16 protein-coding genes are annotated in these 20,395 nt (G+C 46.2%); 5 read left to right on the top strand and 11 right to left on the bottom strand.

Annotated features, from left to right (window positions below):
* Positions 1-100 precede the first annotated feature (100 nt).
* The 4 genes from DFR28_RS12645 (at position 101) to DFR28_RS12630 (ending at position 4,922) form a co-directional block, all read left to right on the top strand.
* The gene (locus DFR28_RS12645; protein WP_113954734.1) at positions 101-1,111 is read left to right on the top strand and encodes a phosphotransferase; all 1,011 of its coding nucleotides are present in this window, start codon (positions 101-103) and stop codon (positions 1,109-1,111) included.
* Positions 1,112-1,232: 121 nt separating this feature from the next.
* Positions 1,233-2,330, top strand: coding sequence for an NADH:flavin oxidoreductase (locus DFR28_RS12640; RefSeq protein WP_113954733.1), 1,098 nt, complete (start codon positions 1,233-1,235; stop codon positions 2,328-2,330).
* Positions 2,331-2,452: 122 nt separating this feature from the next.
* Positions 2,453-3,238, top strand: a complete 786-nt coding sequence (locus tag DFR28_RS12635; RefSeq protein WP_113954732.1) for a ParA family protein — start codon at positions 2,453-2,455, stop codon at positions 3,236-3,238.
* Between the two features lie 169 nt (positions 3,239-3,407).
* Positions 3,408-4,922 (top strand): DUF3336 domain-containing protein, encoded by a 1,515-nt coding sequence (locus DFR28_RS12630; protein ID WP_113954731.1) that lies wholly within the window; start codon positions 3,408-3,410, stop codon positions 4,920-4,922.
* Positions 4,923-4,997: 75 nt separating this feature from the next.
* On the opposite strand, the gene DFR28_RS12625 is transcribed toward DFR28_RS12630, so the two are convergent.
* The 10 genes from DFR28_RS12625 to DFR28_RS12575 all read right to left on the bottom strand — a co-directional run bounded on the left by DFR28_RS12625 (position 4,998) and on the right by DFR28_RS12575 (position 15,651).
* Complete coding sequence (locus DFR28_RS12625) at positions 4,998-5,420, bottom strand: MarR family winged helix-turn-helix transcriptional regulator (protein ID WP_113954730.1); 423 nt, start codon at positions 5,418-5,420, stop codon at positions 4,998-5,000.
* 130 nt (positions 5,421-5,550) lie between these two features.
* A complete protein-coding gene (locus DFR28_RS12620; RefSeq protein WP_170132087.1) occupies positions 5,551-6,300 on the bottom strand; it encodes a hypothetical protein in 750 nt (249 codons plus the stop codon).
* A 101-nt stretch (positions 6,301-6,401) separates the two neighbouring features.
* Positions 6,402-6,683, bottom strand: coding sequence for a polyhydroxyalkanoic acid system family protein (locus DFR28_RS12610; RefSeq protein WP_113954728.1), 282 nt, complete (start codon positions 6,681-6,683; stop codon positions 6,402-6,404).
* Positions 6,684-6,689: 6 nt separating this feature from the next.
* Positions 6,690-7,268 (bottom strand): TetR/AcrR family transcriptional regulator, encoded by a 579-nt coding sequence (locus DFR28_RS12605; protein ID WP_113954727.1) that lies wholly within the window; start codon positions 7,266-7,268, stop codon positions 6,690-6,692.
* 188 nt (positions 7,269-7,456) lie between these two features.
* The gene (locus DFR28_RS12600) at positions 7,457-8,374 is read right to left on the bottom strand and encodes a sugar kinase (RefSeq protein ID WP_113954726.1); all 918 of its coding nucleotides are present in this window, start codon (positions 8,372-8,374) and stop codon (positions 7,457-7,459) included.
* An 86-nt stretch (positions 8,375-8,460) separates the two neighbouring features.
* Complete coding sequence (locus tag DFR28_RS12595) at positions 8,461-9,210, bottom strand: SDR family NAD(P)-dependent oxidoreductase (RefSeq protein ID WP_113954725.1); 750 nt, start codon at positions 9,208-9,210, stop codon at positions 8,461-8,463.
* Between the two features lie 164 nt (positions 9,211-9,374).
* The gene (locus DFR28_RS12590; RefSeq protein WP_113954933.1) at positions 9,375-10,667 is read right to left on the bottom strand and encodes an MFS transporter; all 1,293 of its coding nucleotides are present in this window, start codon (positions 10,665-10,667) and stop codon (positions 9,375-9,377) included.
* A 52-nt stretch (positions 10,668-10,719) separates the two neighbouring features.
* On the bottom strand, positions 10,720-11,067 hold the full coding sequence (locus tag DFR28_RS12585; protein WP_113954724.1) for a cupin domain-containing protein: 348 nt from the start codon (positions 11,065-11,067) through the stop codon (positions 10,720-10,722).
* A 15-nt stretch (positions 11,068-11,082) separates the two neighbouring features.
* Entirely contained in the window at positions 11,083-13,329 is a 2,247-nt protein-coding gene (locus DFR28_RS12580) for an alginate lyase family protein (RefSeq protein WP_113954723.1), read from the bottom strand.
* 3 nt (positions 13,330-13,332) lie between these two features.
* Complete coding sequence (locus DFR28_RS12575) at positions 13,333-15,651, bottom strand: polysaccharide lyase 6 family protein (RefSeq protein ID WP_113954722.1); 2,319 nt, start codon at positions 15,649-15,651, stop codon at positions 13,333-13,335.
* 406 nt (positions 15,652-16,057) lie between these two features.
* Between DFR28_RS12575 and DFR28_RS12570 the strand changes: the two genes are divergently transcribed.
* Entirely contained in the window at positions 16,058-16,819 is a 762-nt protein-coding gene (locus DFR28_RS12570; RefSeq protein ID WP_113954721.1) for a FadR/GntR family transcriptional regulator, read from the top strand.
* Positions 16,820-17,097: 278 nt separating this feature from the next.
* Here DFR28_RS12570 and DFR28_RS12565 read toward each other — a convergent pair whose 3' ends face one another.
* Positions 17,098-20,085: a TonB-dependent receptor gene (locus tag DFR28_RS12565; RefSeq protein WP_113954932.1), complete on the bottom strand. Its 2,988-nt coding sequence runs from the start codon at positions 20,083-20,085 to the stop codon at positions 17,098-17,100.
* Positions 20,086-20,395 lie beyond the last annotated feature (310 nt).

Genomic DNA, 20,395 nt, shown 5'->3' with positions numbered 1-20,395 from the left:
CTGCAATCAAATTAGGCTCCGCCACGCCTCAACGGTAATTTATGATGTACACTTTGTCTTCTAACTAGACATGCACTTACAATATTAGCGCCGAAATACTATGCACGATCTAAACATCGACAACCTCTCAAACTATCTGAAGCAATATGTCGATGGTTTTGAACTTCCTTTAGAGGTCGAAAAATTCCCTGGTGGCCAATCCAACCCCACTTTCAAGCTATCGACCCCGAATGCGCAATACGTATTGCGACGCAAACCGCCCGGCCAGTTGCTCAAAGGGGCGCATGCGGTAGACCGCGAGTTCAGAATGCTCACCGCACTACAGTCCAGCGCGGTACCAGTAGCCACGCCTATTGCACTGTGCGAAGACGACGCAGTGATCGGCAGTATGTTTTATGTAATGGAATATCTTGACGGTCGGATTCTATGGGACCCAGTGTTGCCGGATTCTGACGCACAAGAACGACGCGCCATTTACACGGAAATGAACCGCGTGCTGAGTGCCTTGCACATGGTTAACATTGATGCGGTCGGACTAAGCGACTTTGGCAAACATAGCGATTACTTTGCCCGACAAACGCATACCTGGACCAAGCAATACCGAGCCTCAGAAATGGATCCGATCCCAGCGGTAGACTCTTTGATCGAATGGTTACCGGCAAATATGCCTGCAGACGATGGCCTTGTATCGATCGTTCACGGCGATTACCGGCTGGATAATTTAATGTTTCATCGCAGCGAACCACAGGCTATCGCAGTTCTCGACTGGGAACTCTCAACCATTGGGCATCCTTATGCTGATTTAGCATATCAGTGCATGCAGTACCATATTCCGCACGGTAAAGGTCTTCCCGGCTTACGCGGCGCAGACCTTGAGCAGCTCGGCATTCCCACTGAACAAGAATATATCGCCATGTACTGTGAACGCACGGGGGTCACGTCGATCCCTAATTGGAACTTCTACTTGGCTTTCAGCCTATTTCGATTGGCCGCGATTTGCCAAGGTGTAGCAAAGCGAGCTCAACAAGGTAACGCCTCCAGCAACAATGCTGCAAACTACGGCGAACTAGTCGAGCCACTGGCAAGTATTGCTCTTGATCTAACGCAATAAGCTCCAATTCAGTGGCGTAGCAACACGTGATAAACCGCTACAGTTGAAAAAATTAAATCGATACTTAAATTCGAAGTCTAAAACAAGAATTAAAAACTCAGAATACAAAATTAGGACAACCATGAATTCAATACTTGCACCGTTCTCTATCGGCAGCTTAGAGCTATCCAATCGCGTACTTATGGCTCCCATGACGCGCAATATGTCCCCCGGTAACGTACCCACAGATAATGTGGTGGAGTATTACCGACAACGTGCGGCAGGCGGCGTTGGTCTGATCATCACCGAAGGCACTTGCGTTGGCCATAAATCGGCAAGCGGCTACCCCGATGTACCTCTAATCGCAGGCGAAGAAGCGCTTGCAGGCTGGAAGAAAGTAGTCGACGCTGTGCACGCTGAAGGTGGAAAAATAGCACCGCAACTATGGCATGTTGGCGGCATTCGTCGACCCGGCGTTGAGCCTGGTGGCGACACCCCTGGGTACAGCCCATCCGGAATGGCATTTCCTGGCAAAGTGACCGGCCACGCCATGACTAAACAAGATATCGACGAAGTAGTTGAATCATTTGTTCAAGCCGCGGTTGACGCCGAACGAATCGGCTTTGATGCAATTGAAATTCACGGCGCACACGGGTATTTGCTCGATCAATTCTTTTGGCCTGGCACCAATCATCGTGATGATGAATACGGTGGCAGCTTAGAAAACCGTAGTCGCTTTGCCTGCGAAATTGTGCGAGGCATTCGCGCCAAAGTCGCCGCAGACTTTCCGATTATTTTTCGCTTCTCGCAATGGAAACAGCAAGATTACACAGCAAAGCTGGCCGAGTCACCTGACGAATTAAAAGCCTTTCTACAACCTTTAGTGGATGCTGGCGTCGACATTTTTCACTGCTCAACTCGACGCTTTTGGGAACCTGAATTTGAAGGCAGCGATTTGAACTTAGCTGGCTGGACCAAGCAACTGACCGGCAAACCGACAATCACGGTCGGAAGTGTTAGCCTAAATGCTGACTTTTTACCGGAACCCGGCGATCAAGCATTCAAAGATGGCGAAATTGCAAGCTTAGATAACTTGATTCAGCGACTCGACGCGCAAGAATTTGATTTAGTTGCTGTTGGTCGAGCGCTGATTGCGAACCCAGACTGGGCTCACAAGGTTCGCGATAATGCGCTTGCTGAAATGACGCCATTCAATAAGAAGATGTTGGCTGCACTATAGGTCAAACAAACAGCTTTATCGGCAGATAGACAAACGACAAACAACCAACTCTATTTGAAATTGGATTCTAAATTTACCGACTCCGCAACAAACCTAACCGCAGATTGATATAGAATGATTTTATGAAAAGAGTCGTCTTTAATCGCAAAGGTGGGGTCGGTAAATCAACAATCACCTGTAACTTGGCAGCCATCGCGGCTAGTCAAGGCAAGAAGGTATTGGTCGTTGATTTGGATCCGCAGGCGAATACCACTAGTTACCTCGGCCATGACGGCAAGGACAATGTAGTTGGTATCGCCGAATTCATGGAGTCGACCATAAGTCGCAATTATCGCGACTTCACTTCGGAAGACTACATTCGAAAAACTCAATTTGAGAATTTGTCGCTCATTTCAGCCAGCTATACCTTGGTTGATTTGGAAGCCAAACTTGAAGCCAAACATAAGATTTATAAACTTCGTGACTTTCTAAACAATCTGCACGAGGATTACGATGAAATCTACATCGACACACCACCAGCCCTAAACTTCTTCACTCTGTCAGCATTAATAAGTGCGGATCGATGCATTCTTCCCTACGACTGCGATGTGTTCGCTCGCGATGCCATGATTGACCTAATGGAGGAACTAGAAGAAATTATTGAGGATCATAATCCTCAATTGCAGATCGAGGGCGTAGTGGTTAATCAATTTCAGTCGCGTGCGAGGTTGCCTCAACAAGCCGTAGATGAGCTAGAAAAAGAGGACTTCAAACTCTTGAAGCCGTATATCTCATCATCAGTCAAAGTCAAAGAGTCGCACGCGCTACACACACCGTTAATTTACTTAGACCCGAGCCATAAAGTAACTCAGGAATTTGTCGAATTATACAAAGCGATTAGTCGCAAACCGCGCGCTAAGAAAACTTAGCAATGAGTTCATCAGATTAGCGATGCGAGCGGGTCAAACCTTCACTATTCTGGTGAAATTGGGTCAACCATAAAAAACTATCGTCTAGACTATTCATTATTATTGATGCAGCCCATTAAGAGGCAAATAGAAAAGCACCAAAGACGAGGAAAACAACGTGATTATTACTATGTCAAAAGCGCTTGAGCGAAAAATGGCGGAAGCCGAAACCTACGAAGAATGGCAAGAAGCAGCCATTGCGTTCGACGAACGAAGCGGTCTCCAGAGATGGAAAGAAACTGAAAAAAGTCGCCGCTACGACTACGCATCTATTCGCCGACGGCTCGATGCCCTGCAAATCATGCGGCGTGCTAATGACAATCACGGCCTACTATTCACCCTTAATGAAGGCATCCACGGCAACTTAGGCGGAATGGGCCGATCTAGTCTTTATAAAAAAGCCAAGTTCGGAACCAAGCAACTGATCGTCGACTACACAGAAGAGGTTTCTTCAGCGCTGCAGCATCTTGCCCAGCCATCCGTTAAAGGCGTTAGCCTGCGCGAAAAAATTGACTTTTTTCACCGCGCCCACTTATGTTTTGGACAGTCGGCGTTGATGTTTAGTGGCTCAGGCACATTCCTGTTTTTCCATGTCGGCGTTCTAAAATCGCTATGGGAACAGAACCTAATTCCTGACGTCATTTCAGGCTCCAGTGGTGGTGCCTTGATCGCTGCGGTAGCAGGCACTCGTACACCCGAAGAGCTAGGTGGCATCTTTGAGCCAGAATTTTTGGAGTTCGAGGAAGATATTAAATCTATTCTGCGAAACTTAGCACCTGGAAAAAAACGCAATCTAAGAAAAAATGATTTGGTCAATATTATTGAACGAATCATTCCCGACGTCACCTTTGAAGAGGCGTATCAAATTTCGGGGCTTAAGATAAATATCTCGGTTGCCCCCTACGAGCACCATCAGAAATCGCGTCTAATGAATGCCATAACATCACCGAATGTTATGCTCAGAGAAGCCGTTCTAGCCTCCTGCTGTATACCGGGCGTCTTCCCACCAGTGTCACTGGCAGCACGCGACGTCAAAGGTAATCGGGTACCTTACCTACCTTCTAGAAAGTGGGTTGACGGCTCATTGAGTGACGACTTACCAATGAAGCGGTTATCGAGGCTGTATGGAGTAAATCACTTTATTGTCAGCCAGACTAACCCGCTAGCATTACCATTTTTGAGTGCCGAAAAAAGCGACAAAGGAATCTTATCAACCGTTAGCGAGACTGCACTCAAAACCATGAAAGATTGGGGCTTAGCGGCATCACACTTGGTGCAACGACCACTTAAAGCCGATTCCTATTTGAGCAAGCTGATTAACGGCTATATTTCAGTGGTATCACAAACCTATACTGGCGACATCAATCTATTACCATCGAAGCGATTCCTCAGCCCGACCCAAGTAATGGCTGCTCGGTCATCAGAAGAAGTTATCGAGCTAATGAACGAAGGCCAACGTGCCACATGGCCGAATATGGAACGGATTCGAATTCAAACGCATATCAGCCGCACGTTAAACCGACTTATCGAAGGACTTGACGAACGCGTGATCAATGGCGGCAGACGGGCCGCTCATCCACGTCGCAAGATCACTAGCGCCAAGAAAAAATTGGAGTTAGTCGCTGACAAAAAAACCGCTAACTAATAGCGGTTTTCCTAACTCAGTAATTTGCGTTTGGTTCAATTTTAGCCGCATACAACTCTGGCCACTATTTAAACGCTAGATCGCGACTCGCATTGAATTCAACATCTCACTGAGCTCGTTAGTATCAACTTTGTCTAACAGCGCATCGGCCGTTTCGCTGTAAGTTTGCTTAGCGTTCACATAAGTCTCCAAGCCAACCTCCGTAAGGTGGACTAAGCTTACACGTGCATCTCGGCTATTCTTTTGCTTTTCGACGATATGCAGCTTTTCTAACGGGTTAAGTAATCGAGTCACTCCAGACGCAGTCAAATGCACAGCACTTGCGAGTACAACCCGGCTCAGACAGTGGTCAGGAGCATTAGCTAGTTGGTGCAAAACCATGAACTCACTAAGACTGACACCATGAATGGACAACGCCAAGCTTAGCCGCTTATCGAGTTTTGACTGCAATACCGAAAGCTCCATGAGGAACAACATATTATCTGATTGGCTAGACATTTTATTACCTGCTATATATTTGACTGGTCAATGATATATCAACCATAAATCTTAAGCAATAAAAAAGTGACTCACAGCCAAGTGAGTCACTTTGGTCTAGACTTAAGCCGCCTCGGCGTACAAGCTTAGACTATTTCTTCTTGCCACGTAAACGCTTACTGATTTCTTCAACCTTTTCAGCCGCTTCACGCAGACGCTCTGGAATATCAACAAATGATGACAAGCCGCCACCGAATCGCTGTTTAAACTCTTCAACGCGATCCTCTAAAGACTCTCGCCCTTTACTCACGTTATCTTCTAGCTCACCTTGCATCGACTGGCCACGCTGAACTAAGTCAGCAAACACCTTTTGACCTTCGGCATTAATTTCTTCGTACTTACCTTGCACATCTTCATAGCGCTCTGACAACTCTTCAAACGCTCGAGAATAGGCACCAAGACCTGCCAGCCAAATATTTTTAGCCATTACTTCAGCTTTATCGCCGCTCAAACCGGACAAGTTATCTTTTAGCATGGCTTGTAACTGCTCGATACGGCCTTCTACTTTTTCGGCTTCAGTCTTAGCAACCTTTTTAGCTCGGGTCGTTTTTTTAGCTACCGTTTGCTTTGCTTCCGTGGCTTTTTTATTCACGGCCTTCGTCGCTGTCGTCGCTTTTTTAGTCACTGCTTTTTTCGCAGTAGTCGCTTTCTTAGTTACCTTTTTGGTAACTTTTTTTGCCGTTTTATCTGCTGCTTTGGCTGTTGAAGCCGTTTTTTTAGTCGCCTTCTTAGCAACTTTTGTCACTTTCTTAGCTGCTTTTTTAGCTGTCTGGTTAACTTCTTTTTCAACTGCAACGGCTTTATCGGCTGCTGCAACAACTGGGTTTTTTTCGTCTGCCATGATACTCACCTGTGAGTAGATTGTATTAGTTGAGGCAGATTCTAGCGCCAAGGTTTAGAATGCGCGCCCTAATTAGAATCAGTCTTCTAATCAAGCTCAGGTTAAACATCAAGGTACTCATCCAGCACTCTATTCATCTCGGCCTCTAACTGAGGAGCCAGCGCGCGCGTCATAAACCCCAACTTAACGTTGACCAAAAGAGTACCTTGCTTGGGCTCTACAGTAGCGTCGACACCGGCCGTATGTCGGTATCGATAGTTGTCACCTTGTGGTCGATAGCTCCCGCCAAACTTATCAACCAACTTATCTAGTAGCGTCTCCGCCAAAGCAGAACATTCCTGCGCGTTAAGATCTACCTCTCGGCATACTTGTACATGACTCATAAAATTTCAGTCTTCCAAAAAGGGTAAAAAGTGAAGATAAAGATGCTCTTCAATTGATGGCGGCGAGCTATCGGCATACAGCAAGTCATCATAACCTCCAAAATTAACCAATGTATACAATAAGTTACCAGCCATCATTTTGGCAACATTGGAAGCATCTGGAACCGCAGCCTTATCTAGTACCAACTTGACCAAGCCGGTTAATGTTTGAAACAGCAAACTAAATAACTTAGATATTGAAGCTCGTAGCGACGCATATCGTTCGTGTATTCCGCGAATATCTTGGCTAATAAACTGGAACTGCAACAAGATATCAGACACCACCGTCAACCCCGCAATGGTGTCCTTTGGGTTGCCTCGAGCTTGTGAAGTAACTTGTTGCAAAGCCACTAACACTCTTGCGTGAAATTGTGCGTACAGCTCCTCTACCACTTGCTCCTTACCTTTGAAGTGGTAATACAAATTCCCGGGGCTAATATTCATTTCGTGCGCGAGGTCTACGCTCGTGACGATGCTTTCACCACGTTCGTTCAACAAAACTAAGGCGACATCTAAGATTAAGTCGCGAGTTCGCATTTTAGCCATGTCTTGAGTGTAAGGCGAAGCTAAGATCAGCACAATAAGAGGCGAAATAAAAAGACCGCACGAATCCCGACGTTACTGCCTCTTGCGAGCCATTAGAGGCCACCATATTGACTCTTATCAATCATCCATAGACTGATCACGTTTTTTTTGCGTATAGCTGGTAACAACCAAACGAAACTAGCGTAGCACTAGCCCTTGGGAATAATCGCACCCTTGTGCTGAATAACTTTTGAAGCTAAAGCATGACCCGCGGCACAAGCATCAACAGCACTACTGCCCGTTAATCGAGCACTCAAATAGCCCGCATTGAATGAGTCACCAGCGGCGGTTGTATCAACAGGCTTAGTCACTACGGCGGCAACGTACTCATGCACACGATCACAGACAGACAGACAGCCCGCGCTCCCCATTTTCACCACGATTTCAGATACGCCGGCCGCACTTATCACGTCGACGAGTTGTTCAGCAGTCTCGTAACCAAACAATAGCGACTCATCCTCTAAGGTCGGCAAAGCAACATCAGTAATCGCGTACATCTGCGTATAAACTTGTTGTGCAGTTTCCACATTCAACCATAGACTAGGGCGATAATTTCCATCAAAAATAATCTTGCCGCCAGCTTCGCGAAAAGCCCTCAAATAGCCAAATAAGCCATGCAGTGACTGTTCAGGGAGTATTCCCAGACTGATGCCTGATAAATAGAGATAATCAGAATTGTTCAGAGCTTGAAAAAGTTTGGTTGTCTGATCAATGTCATCAAACAACTGGCTAGCGGGAGAGTTTTTACGCCAGTAAAGAAATGAACGCTCGCCATCTTCGGCGACGTCAATCATATACATCCCGGGAACCGAGTTCGGCATACGCCTGACTAACGAACAATCAACGCCTTCGTCTTGCCATTGTTGCAACAACCAGTCGCTCATAATGTCATCACCGAGCGCGGTGACGTAACTAGTGGCAATGCCATTCCTAGCCAAATAGATCGAAGTATTAAGCGTGTCACCGCCATAGCTCATCATCATAGGCTGTGGGTTGCCTCGGCTAGCGAAGTCGGCTCGCGACAATTCCAACATACACTCCCCTATCACCGACACAGATACCGACATTGACTGACCCTATTTATTACTGTTATTGAATGACTGTTAGCACGATGCCGCGACCACCGCCGCGGCATCGACCAAGCAAAATAATACTACGAGAAGAACAGGCCGCCGTTAATATCAAGGTTTGCACCGGTGATAAATGAGGCATCTTCGCTAACTAAATAACTAACCGCATCGGCGATTTCTTGAGAACTACCTTCGCGACGTAAAGGCGTAGCATTAGCGATATTTTTACGTACTTCATCTTTACTAAATGTGTCGTGAAAAGTGGTACTAATGACACCCGGACACAAAGCGTTTACGCGAATTCCTTGAGGGCCCAACTCTTTGGCCATAGAACGAGTAAAAGTCATAACCGCTGCTTTCGACGTTGCATAAGCCGACGCACCAGGACCACCACCATCACGACCCGCTAGCGACGCAAGATTCACAATTGCGCTGCCTTTTTTCATATGCGGCACACAGTATTTGGTTAGCAAGAAAGTGCTGTTTAGATTAAGACGCATAACGTGGTTGAAGAAATCTTCGTCCATTTCCGTAATAGTTTTTCGAGCAACCATTCCGCCAGCGACATTCACCAAAATATCCACGCCACCAAATGCTTCCTTAGCTTGAGCAACTAAAGATTCAACATCTGCCTTATTAGCCATGTCACCTCGAACCAAGATCGACTCGGCACCGAGAGCCTTAACTTCGGCTTGCGTGGCTTTAGCGTTCTCATCGTTATTAAAATAATTAATAACCACTTTGGCACCTTCAGCCGCTAGTTTTAAAACAACAGCCTTACCGATGTCTCGTGTACCACCACTTACGATGGCGACTTTATTTTCAAATTTCATACTATTTCCTAACTTTATTTGAGCCTAAGCCCTATATCTAAAAATTATGTTAAGCCCAAATTACGCGGACTGTCTAAACTCTACTAACTGTATGTGTGTGTCGCCTCCTGCACTGCTTTTTCGGCGAAACCCGCAGTCATTCAACATGAATAAATTTGTTGTCATCACTCGCTTTTAGATTTCAAAGGTGAGATATCGGGACAAAGCAACCAGACGCTGCCCATCGCAACAAGCGCCAAAGTGGCACCGATAATGAACACAACGGTGTAGTTTCCATCGGCGGTAAACCACGGCACCGTATAAATCAAAGCACCAGCGGCCAACTTCGCAGCCATACCGGCAAAACCGGATAACGAACCGACGCTCTTACCTGCAAGAAAATCACTTGGCAAAGTCTGCACGTTGCCAATCGAAGTTTGAAAACCAAATAGGATCGTGGCCATGATAAGAACCGCTGCGACAGGGCCGCCTGGGTTAGCCAACACCAACAAAGTTGGCAGCATAATCAGGCAACCCAAGGTAATGACAAATTTTCGAGTTTTATTCACAGACCAACCGGCTTTGAGACGGTTTTGCGCGAGCAACCCGCCAAACCAAGCTCCTAACATAGCCCCCACATAAGGTACCCAACCATAGATCGCCAGACTCTTGACATCCATGTTAAAAACCTCAACCAGATAGGTCGGTATCCAAACGATAAACAACCACCAAATTGGATCAATTGCCGCGGTGGCAATAATGACTCCCCAACTTTGTTTATGAGACAGAAGTTGACGCGTCGTCGGTACATAGTCATCTTGCGCGTTCACATCTTGATTTTTTTGCCCAGTGAGAATGTATTCACGTTCTTCAGGGGTAATCCATGGATGCTCTTTCGGCGGAGCTTTTACTAGCACCAACCAAGGTATCAACCACAACAAACCCATCAGGCCAACGATGATGAAGATTGCTTTCCAACTAAAGAAGACGGCTAGATAGGCGATCAACGGAATTGAAATAATGCCACCAATTGCCGCACCTGAATTAAAGATTCCTTGCGCCAAAGCTCGCTCTTTGGTTGGAAACCATTCAGCGTTGGCTTTTGCTGCGCCAGGCCAGTTACCGGCCTCGGAGAGCCCGAGTATCGAGCGGAAGATGCTAAACGTTAAAATTCCTTGAGCTAACGCGTGCAAAGCGGTGGCGACTGACCACACACCGATAGACAAAACAAAGCCTAGACGGGTTCCGATCCAATCAAAGATCTTGCCAAACAATGCTTGACCAAATGCATACGAGAACAGAAAGACGATACTTATAATTCCGTAAATCTCTTTCAGCTCTATAGCGCTTTTTTCTGGGTAAATCTCTTTTCCCATAAACGGCCATAGCACGCTGAGAGTCTGTCGATCGATGTAGTTGATAATCGTCGCCAATGCAATTAGCGCGATAACCCACCACCGTAAATTCTTGACTTGCATAACCATCGTCTCCTTTTATTGTTCTATTTAGTTTTTTATATAATCGCGGTGACTATGGCTCTGATAAAAAGTCTTCGCGCAATGGGCTGAAAATGTCGATTAACACTCCAGCTTTCTTACATACCGCACCGTGGCTTTTGTTAGGGGCAACATAAAACGAGTCACCGGCCTTTAATAGTTGCGTCTTCCCGTCAATAGTCGCCTCAAATTCTCCGCTCTCAACATAGCTAACCTGCGTATGCGGATGATCGTGAACGTACCCAATAGCGCCTTCTTCAAACCAAACTTTGACTGCCATTAGTTCGGGACCGTAACCCAAAAACTGGCGTTTGATGCCGTCGGCAACCTGCTCAATTGGCTCTGATGCGCCAAGCACAAAACGGGGACTTTGGTTTTTCATCATTATTCTCTTCGCTTAGTTTTTAGTGTTTGTTAGCAACGAATACGGTCCAGTCCACACAAACGTTTTGCCATTAAGCTCAAGTGTGTGCTCAGCTGTCGAACTGCTGTCTTCGGCAACCGCTAAGCTGAATGATTCGCCACTGACCAGCGTGACGGTGACCACGTCAATATTTTCATCAACACCAGCAGCTGAACTAGCGACTAGCTCGACCACGCTACTTCGCGCATTTTTGGTGTATTCTGAGGTGCCGTTATATTCTCCATGCGTCTCCAACACTGAGACATAGGTATGCTGTTTGGCTGACTTCACCCGTCGTATTAACGCGCTCTCTGATCGAAGGTTGAAATTAGGATCATTGGCTCCCAGTTGAGTGAAAATCATTTGCTGGTCGTCACCGCCCAGTACACTGTAAGTATAAAAACGGTTTTCATTAAGCCAAGTAACTTGCGACATTCCGGGTTTAATAGGACCTTGCGCGCGCGCCCAAAGATACTGATAGCCATTATTTTTGCCCAGTGGTTCCAGCTTGCTGGTATGCGCTGTTGCTGAAATAGTGTGCGAAATTAATTGCCCTTGAAAGTGTAGCGGCAGGTCGTATTGATGCTTAGACTTGCTTGTCACTTTAAAGATATCCACGATCAACGGATGCTCTAAGCTGGCGGACTTAACCATCGCCATCGTGCGGGTCAAGTTCGTTCCAGGATATGCTTGCGCTATTGACGCCGAGGTTATTTGAATATCGTCGCTTACCGCAAAAAAACGAACCTCTGGAGCCGACTTCTGACCAACTTGCCAGTCGCCGTCAAAGTGACTTTGCTCATCAACCACCACGGTGTTATGCGCAACCGTTTGTTTTGCCCATGTATTGTTCTCAGGCAAATAGTGGCCACCATACTTTGCTTCTATATTAAGAAATCTTGCCGCACCATAATCGCTAACGATCTCATTGCCATTGTCAAAATACAGCCAGTGAAGCTTATCGAAATGACCGTGACCTAAGCCCTGCGAGGTATTCTTCATAACCAAGGCTTGATGCCCATGGTCGATACCGTTGCGAAAGATTGCCAACGCTCCTTGATCTCCGGCCTGTCCGTCTCGAAGCTGCATGGACTGATATTGAAACGGTTGCGCAAGACCTTGATCTAACCCTTGAGCGACTCGAAAGCCGTAACCAGTCAACAAGATATTATTTTGTCGCTGCGCAATCGCAAGCAATGCCGGGTCGCTGGTTATGTCATAAGCAATCGCAATGCCGTGAACTAACTCGATCGTATCAATGCCCTTATCTTTAATTGCATCATTGATACCAAAGAACAGTTTGTTGTAACTTAGCTGAATCGAGGTACGAACCGCCTTCAACAACGCTTGGTCTTGATATTCAAATATTTTCAACTCGGGCTGATTCACATCAATTGCTTTGGCAAATAGCACGAATGGCATCAATGCGAAGCGCTGATAATACGGCCCTTCGGCGTAGTAGCCGTCCGGTGAAAACAGCTGCGTGATCTGCTGGAGAAAGCCAGCGTCGCCCGACATATCGAGACCGTATAATGCTTGTTTAACTAACGTCTGATCGTTCAATACATAACCAGTCATTCCCACCGCAGCCGCCGCCCAAGTACCATGGTTATGAATTTTATTAAACGTTTGAGGTTGCCCAGCCGACAAATAGCTTGCTGCCGGACGCAATAGATTAGTCTCTATCAACGTACGATCTTCTGCACTCAACTGCGAAGCGACTGAATCGTAAGCTTGAATTGTGTAAACCAGCCACATTGCCTCATTCAGACTTTGCCAAAATAATTTTCCCGGCGTCTGCTCTTTTGGCTTTGGATGTATCCCCAGAGTTGGATACAAGTCAGCATAAGCCAACAACATCTTGCGAACAAAATTTAGGTAGGTTGTGTCTTGCGTCACTTGGAATAGTAATCCGGCTTCATACATCGCCTGATAGTTCCGCTTATGCTGCTCATGAGTATAGCCGCCGCCAGCATCTTGCGGGACAGGGACATCCATCGGCAGTGCAATCACCGCATCAATTTTTTTTCTTAAGCTAGTGAGTGCCGCTTGGGCACCCGGAACTTCAGAGAGCTGAGTTCTAATTGCCTCGATATCTGCCTGAGTAACGGTGAGGTTTGGATGTGCCACGTTTTGCGCATAAGCAACTTGCAGAGCCGACGCGCCAATTAACACCAGCAAACTGCAGGTAACCGTTTTCAATAAAGAATGTAGACCCGCCTGTGAAGTGAGATGCGTCATGGTTTACTTTTGCTCCGTGGTATAGCTATTGTCAGAGATAATCGCGGTATTTTTCTTATCGCTATTGAGCTCAGTTACAGTAATTTCTGGAGTATCGATAAATCGGTTATTAACGATTTTCGTTACCGGCTCGCCGACCGTATGCTTCACCGTAATGTTAGGACTACCAACAATTTTATTATCATGCACATTCGAAACTTGAACGCCGTGTAACAAAATTGAACTTTTGGATTTATTACGCTTTCCTGCACCAACATTATTAAGACTTGAATTGGATAGATCGAAGTGCGGACCAAACGTACTCTCGTCGGTTCCTCCGCGATAAAAATCGACCAGATCACCTTCGACATTATCGAAGGAAGAACCACTAATCGTTACATACTCTGCGTTGTAGATGCCGTAGTCATCGGTTTCTTTATCGAGCGCCAAAATTGCACCGGTTACATTGCTAAACGACGAATCAATGATCTCAATTCGATCAGCAAAGCTCGCCTTCGACGGAGTCAAAAAATTGAATGAATGATTCACATCCAGATCACTCACTCGGACTTGCTCTACTAAAAGCTGATAGTTGCTTAGCATCGACCGTCGCTGAGTTCTGATCACCGAGTTCCCGGCACTATCTGGAGACAATGCACCAGATATCGTCAATCCCTGTAACGACAGACTGCCGCCGTCTTGCAATTCAAATAAGGCGGTCTTCTCAAAATAGAGCTTAACTGAACCTTCCCGGTACGCTTTAGAGCCATAGTCAGCACCTCGAATAAGCAACGGCTTATCAATCACGATTAGCTTTGGCTCAATATATTCACCGGCTGATAAATTAATGATGTCGCCAGCCTTGGCTGATCGAATAGCCTCGCCTAAAGCACCTTGGCCAGGTTTAACCTCTACCGTTGACCCACCACCGAAAACAGCGTCTTTCTCTGGCTTCGGATACCACGAAACACCCGTCTGTTGCTTTTTGATCGGCATCAAATCACGTGATACACCAACATCATCAGCGCCATCAGTGACAGGGTAAACTAAACCATTATCAGCTCGAGTCACCGTTAACACGGCATTCGAAAAACCTTTACTAATCTTAGGCTCCTCAACGCCACTTGCCAGATTATTAGAAAAAGTGATTCCGGCGATGTCATCGTAAACGGTAAAGACGTCTTTGCTATCGTCATTAAAGATTAGGTTATTACTAAACTCTGTTCGTATCGGAACGGCTGATCGCTCTTGATCGCTACCGGCCGCCAGTTGGATATGACTGGAATTGATCAATGAATTATTAGTGATCAGTGAATCTTCAACCTGGTGGTAGCGATTGATAGAAGAATTTGGCACGCCGTTCATCACAACCAAGGCACCGCCAAAACGATAACCAGCCAAACCTTCCATGTAGTTGTTGCGAATGGTCTGACGTTTATTGATTACACGAATACCACCAGTGTGGTCTACGCCATTCCCAAAAAACACATTATTTTCGACTAACGTGTCGTTGCCATGACGCAGCGTTAAGGTGCCGCGTGACTCAAAAAACACATTGCCACGAATCACATTGCTGCCGGCCTTATTAGAAATAATTTCAAGTTCGCCGTCACAACGGTCGAAATAATTATTCTCGACGACGGTGCGTGAATTAGTTAAAGAATGATGACTGGTTCCGATGCGTAGACTTTCACCACCATTGGAGCCCAAGATCGGACGCGGCCCGAAATAATTGTGGTCGATCCGATGATTATTCTCACGACTCTCTTCGCTGTCGAGGCGCACAGCCATGGTGACACCCTGATTTCGCTTACCTTCTAGGTGATTGTGGTCAAACCGATTGTTCTTTCCATACATGGCTACCCAATAGTCGCCATCAAACCGCTCAGGATTATTAAAGTTATCGATAACGATTTCACTTACACGCGAATTATTAGCAAAATTATCTTTGTCGCTACGAAATGAAATGACCGCACTGGTTGGCGTGTACCCGTTTTTGAATACCAAACCTGATACAAATAAGTGTTCTCCATGCAGGCGTAGGTTCGACTGACCCGCAATAAACACCTTACCTTTTTCTTGAGCTACCAGCGAGATAGGTTGTTCCTCTGTACCTTTGCCGTGAAACAATATTTCAAAGTCATTCCAAACCCCATTAGCTAGAAGCACTTTATCGCCCGGCTTTAGTGAATCGCTCACCTCAAGGTATTGCGCTTGAGTTTTGACAAGAAAGTCTTCAGCGTAAGCGGTTTGGTAACATTGCACGGCAAGACCACTACCTATCAAACTCGCAATTAGACGGAACCGCGAAACGACGGCTTTACTAGTGGGCATTGACTTCATTTAGAGTGTATCTCCGGTTGATCACAGCGCTTGAAATTAATAAGTAGCAGCCCAACGACATCAATAGGCCACTGAATTCAAACAAATACCAACCCCAATGTCAACCACTATGTATTACCAATATGCAAAATAACGCCCTCATTATCTGGCATAATTGTATTACCAAAATATTTGTCTGCTTTTTTGACTTAATCTTGGGCTACCTCGAAACAGCGCGAATCAAAGTAAAGCAATAAGGAATATTGGCAACAATCCAATGTATTGTGAGGCATAGCTAAGCGGCTTCAAGCGCATCAGCTGCTGCACTCACGTGCCCCAACCAGCAATCATCGATTAAAATTGTAATACAAATTATTTCGGTCTAAGATTGGCCGGCAGGGTCACTGGATTATGGTTAGGGAGCACAATGTCAAACAAAGAAAGGTTATACGTCACCGTTTTTAATGAAATCTCAGCCCTTATAAAGGCGGGCGATTTCCCTGTGGGCAGTCGACTTCCCACCGAACGTGAACTTGCCGAACGCTTTGGTGTTAGCCGACCGACCGTGCGTGAAGCAATTATTGCCCTAGAAGCAAAAGAAGAAGTGTCAGTCAAAGCTGGTTCCGGCGTTTATGTGCTCGGCAACAACCTAATAAACGATGACTTCAGTCGGGAAATTAGTGCCTTTGAATTACTCGAAGCACGGGTCTTACTTGAAGGTGAAGCTGCCGCGCTAGCCGCACGAATGATCAAGCAAGAAGAGCTAATTGAATTAGAAAAAGCGCTGGAAAAAATCAAGTCCGAAGACATTAAGGACGTGTCCTCATCCGGCGCGGATCGACAGTTCCATTCAATCATTGCCCAGGCAACCCACAATCGCGTAATTGCAAAACAAATCGATTTCCTTTGGAACATCCAAGAAAATCTAAACCACATCAGTACCGCACATCACGCAGTCTGCGCTGACGAAGATCGTAGCACCAGAATCGCTGACCATGTTGCTATCTACGACGCGATCGCAGCTGGAGATACCAACGCGGCCCGCATTGCGATGCGAGGCCATTTCTCAGACCTACTCGAAGCCATGCATGACGTGTCTGAATCACAGGCAGTGGAAGCCGCAAAGCTTAAAGTGTCACAAATGCGAAAACGCTTTTCAGTTAGCGAACTGTCAACCCAATCAAAGTGAGTGAGCATTCCTCAAGCCTTAAAGAGGCGCTAATGAAACGGACTAATAGCGCGCTGAGCAAGGCATTCTTTCTTTAACTCCACACTTAACTAGACATTAACACAGCCAAAGCAGCCTGCTGGCTGAGCTTGCCTGTGCATCAACATCAAGACACCACTCATACCATCAAGGTAGTCACGGCCGCGGCAGACACAACAAACCCCAGCATAAACTGGGGTTTGTTGACGCTCAGAGATGCCATCATCGACAACATCTCTTTACTGGACCTTCACGCTCCGCTAGAAGCGATAGCTAGCCCCAACGGTGATACGACGATCAGTAAGACCTTGAAAGCACAATAGCGCCCCCTCGTTAACACAAGACTGTTGGACTTCTTCTTCAGTAAGGTTCACGGCCTCAATTCCGATATTCAAATTATCGCTTACATCATAGCTAATGCTCGCATTGAGCTGTCCGCGATCTTCTTGAACCACTGGGAAACCCCAAGGGTAACTACTGGTGCTACCAAAATCATCAGAACGATACGCTTCACGCCATGTATAACGCATACGAGCAGAAAGACCATGCTTCTCATAGAACACTGTGATGTTGTATGAATTTTCTGATAGGTCTAACAATTGCGCACGCAAGTTAGCATCTACAACTCCGTTGGACTCAAAAACAGTGGCTGCACGGCTTGTAGGGTCAAGGAATGAATCACCACCACTGAACTCTTGCTTAGTATAGTTAGCAATAACTCCGAAGCCTGACGCCCAGCCTAGCTGATCTTCAAATTCTGAAAGATCGTACTGAAACGCAAGTTCAAATCCTTCTTGCGTGGTTTCACCAGCGCCGTTGATGGTCTGCGATGAAGGAACACAAACCCCCACGCCAACAGGACCAAACACATTGATATCAGCAATCGGATTAAAGATACCGCCTGCCTCACAAGGGTCGGTAATGTCGCGGAAACCAGTCACCGGATCTTCGAACGGGCTTTCATCATTGCGCGCAAATAGGCCGGTACGCTTCTTATTGAAGTAACCGATACTTACAACACTAGACGGTGCAAAATACCACTCAGCAGAAAGATCGAATGACGTAACCTCTTCAGGTTCTAAACCAGGATTACCTAAATCAACAGCCGGATTCGGACTAGTGCTAAACGTATAGGCTGATGACAGATCATCAAAGTTTGGACGCCTGATGTCCTTTCCCCAACCAGCGCGAAGAACCACATCATCTGTTACGCTTGCCGCCAAATTGATACGCGGCAACATGAAGTCATAACTACTAGTTGACGTAGTCGGGGTTACTACACCGTTAACTTCAGAATTAGCTCGTGAAGTTACGTCGGTCTCTAAATAGCGTAAGCCAAAATTACCGCGGAAAATACCGGCCTCAAAATTCGCTTGCGCATACAAGGCATTGGTTTCTTCTGAAATATCAAAGAACGCGCTAGTACTTGATGTTGGCGAACTAATTGGCTCACGATCAGAACCGGTGATAGCGTTATTTGCAACAATCGCCGCATTCAATGCGTCTAATACCGCTTCTGGAGAAGAAGCAACTAGCTCTGGATCAACCGTTAGGAAATCACGAACATAAAGCGTTCGGCCATCAGCCTCATTAAAATTATCCGGACCTACTGTAAGCACGTTCGCAAACAGGTTACCCGTTGGGCTCTCGTCAAAACTTCGCAAGCCAACACTCGAAGTAATTTCATCTCTCAAGCTCGACGTTTCGTTGCGACGAAAACCAAAATCAACAGAGGTAATTGCTGACCAGTCTAAGTCATAAGTGAAATCAGCGACAAAGGCATCTTCACTGTTTTCAGCACGGCTTTGTGACTGCTGCACATCACGCAGCATGTAGTTAGCAGCATCGAGCAATTGTGCAGTCGATGGCCCATTAGCCTCACTTTGCGCAACACCAAAGGCAAGAGAACCGCCCGTAATATCATAGATAAATGGCGTGCCGTTCTCATTTGATGAGTTAGTCGCAACATTTGGGTTGATAAAGTTAAGCGTGGTATTGAAGCTTGGAGTACTAGAATCAGAGCTTGACGATGACACTTCAACTCGTCCTGACAATGCTCCGCGATTCCACTCGGCACCTAAACTAAATATTTCGCTGTCGGTCAAACGTGAATTTGTATCGGTATTGAAGCGCAGGTTTGGATCGGCATCGCCTTCCTCAACTGGGATCAGGCCTCGAACGGCCGCTTGAATAGAGCCAAGGTTTTGCACACCGTTAGAACCATCGAGCGAACCGAAGTTGACCGTTTCAAATTCAGTAGGTATCGCTGTATTTCTGAGATCAGACACGCCCGAGGCTTGCACCCTTGAGCTTTCTTGCCTGCGCTCTTGATCATTGATGATCGCATCAAAATAGAATTTCACGCTATCATTCGGCGCCCACTCTAGTGAACCAGCAAGGTTGGACGTCTCATACTCATAGTTATCGTAGTCTTGAACGAAAAACTGAATTGGTAAAAAGTCGAAACTTTGAGCACTGGCGACACCACTGTCTGAGCCAACAAAGTTGTCGCGGTCGACGCGAGGACGAAAAGCGGTAACGTCTTGTTCGGCGTAACTCGCACTTATCACCACGCCGAAATCGCCGCTATCAGTGGTCCAGTTATCGCCATAAGTTCCCGACAACCTAGGAGTAAAACTACTATCTGTCGACAAACTGCTGTTTTCACCTTGAACGCGAACTGATGCGACACGCTCCTTAAGGTCAAGCGGACGTATAGTCCTTAAATTGATAGTACCACCGACAGAGCCTTCAACCGTTTTCGCCTCAGGCGCTTTAGTTACTTCTACGGCAGCAATAATACCCGCTGAAACATCTTCAAAGTTGATGCCACTACGTCCAGAACCAGAGCCAACAGTAGACACACCATTGATCTCGGTACGATTTGCATTGGTACCGCGGATTTGTACGCCTGTACCAACCCCGGCCTCTCGAGTAATCTGAATCCCAGTTACGTTCTCAAGAACTTCGGCAAGGTTTTGATCAGGTAATTTGCCGATATCTTCAGCAATAATCACTTCCACCAGATTGTCTGAGGCCCGCTTTTCTGCGAGTGCAGTCTCGAGAGATCGTCGTATACCGGTAACAACAACTTCTTCTAGCGGGCCTGTATTAGCACTTGGCGATGCCGTTTGTGCCTGTCCGGCGCCGGTGACACCGAGTGTGGTTGTAGCCAAACAAGCCAACACAAGCTTGCGGTATCTTAGTCGGCGCAACAATGCGTCCTCGCTCCTCTCAACTTTTTTCATTTTATTTTTCTCATAGGTTTGTTTAGTCGTTACTTCACCATCAACTTTGATGTTTACCAATATTTACAAACTTGTCAACCAATTGCAATACTTTTGGCAACACAATAAAAGTATTTTTGGTAAGACCAATTCATAAAAACAGACTATTTACGCCCAAAAAGGCCGCAGCATAAGGTTTTATGCGCTGCACTAGAACTAGTAACAACGATAATTGGTAATACCTGATCGAATATCTGCAAGTTAAATTGTTTTACAAGGCTCTGAAAAATCTGGCTGCAAAACTCTGACAGCAATCGTAATTACTACGCGC

This window comes from Arenicella xantha, assembly GCF_003315245.1.
Lineage (GTDB): Bacteria > Pseudomonadota > Gammaproteobacteria > Arenicellales > Arenicellaceae > Arenicella > Arenicella xantha.
The sequence above is the reverse complement of the archived record's forward strand: the minus strand, read 5'-3'. Positions and strand labels throughout refer to the sequence as shown.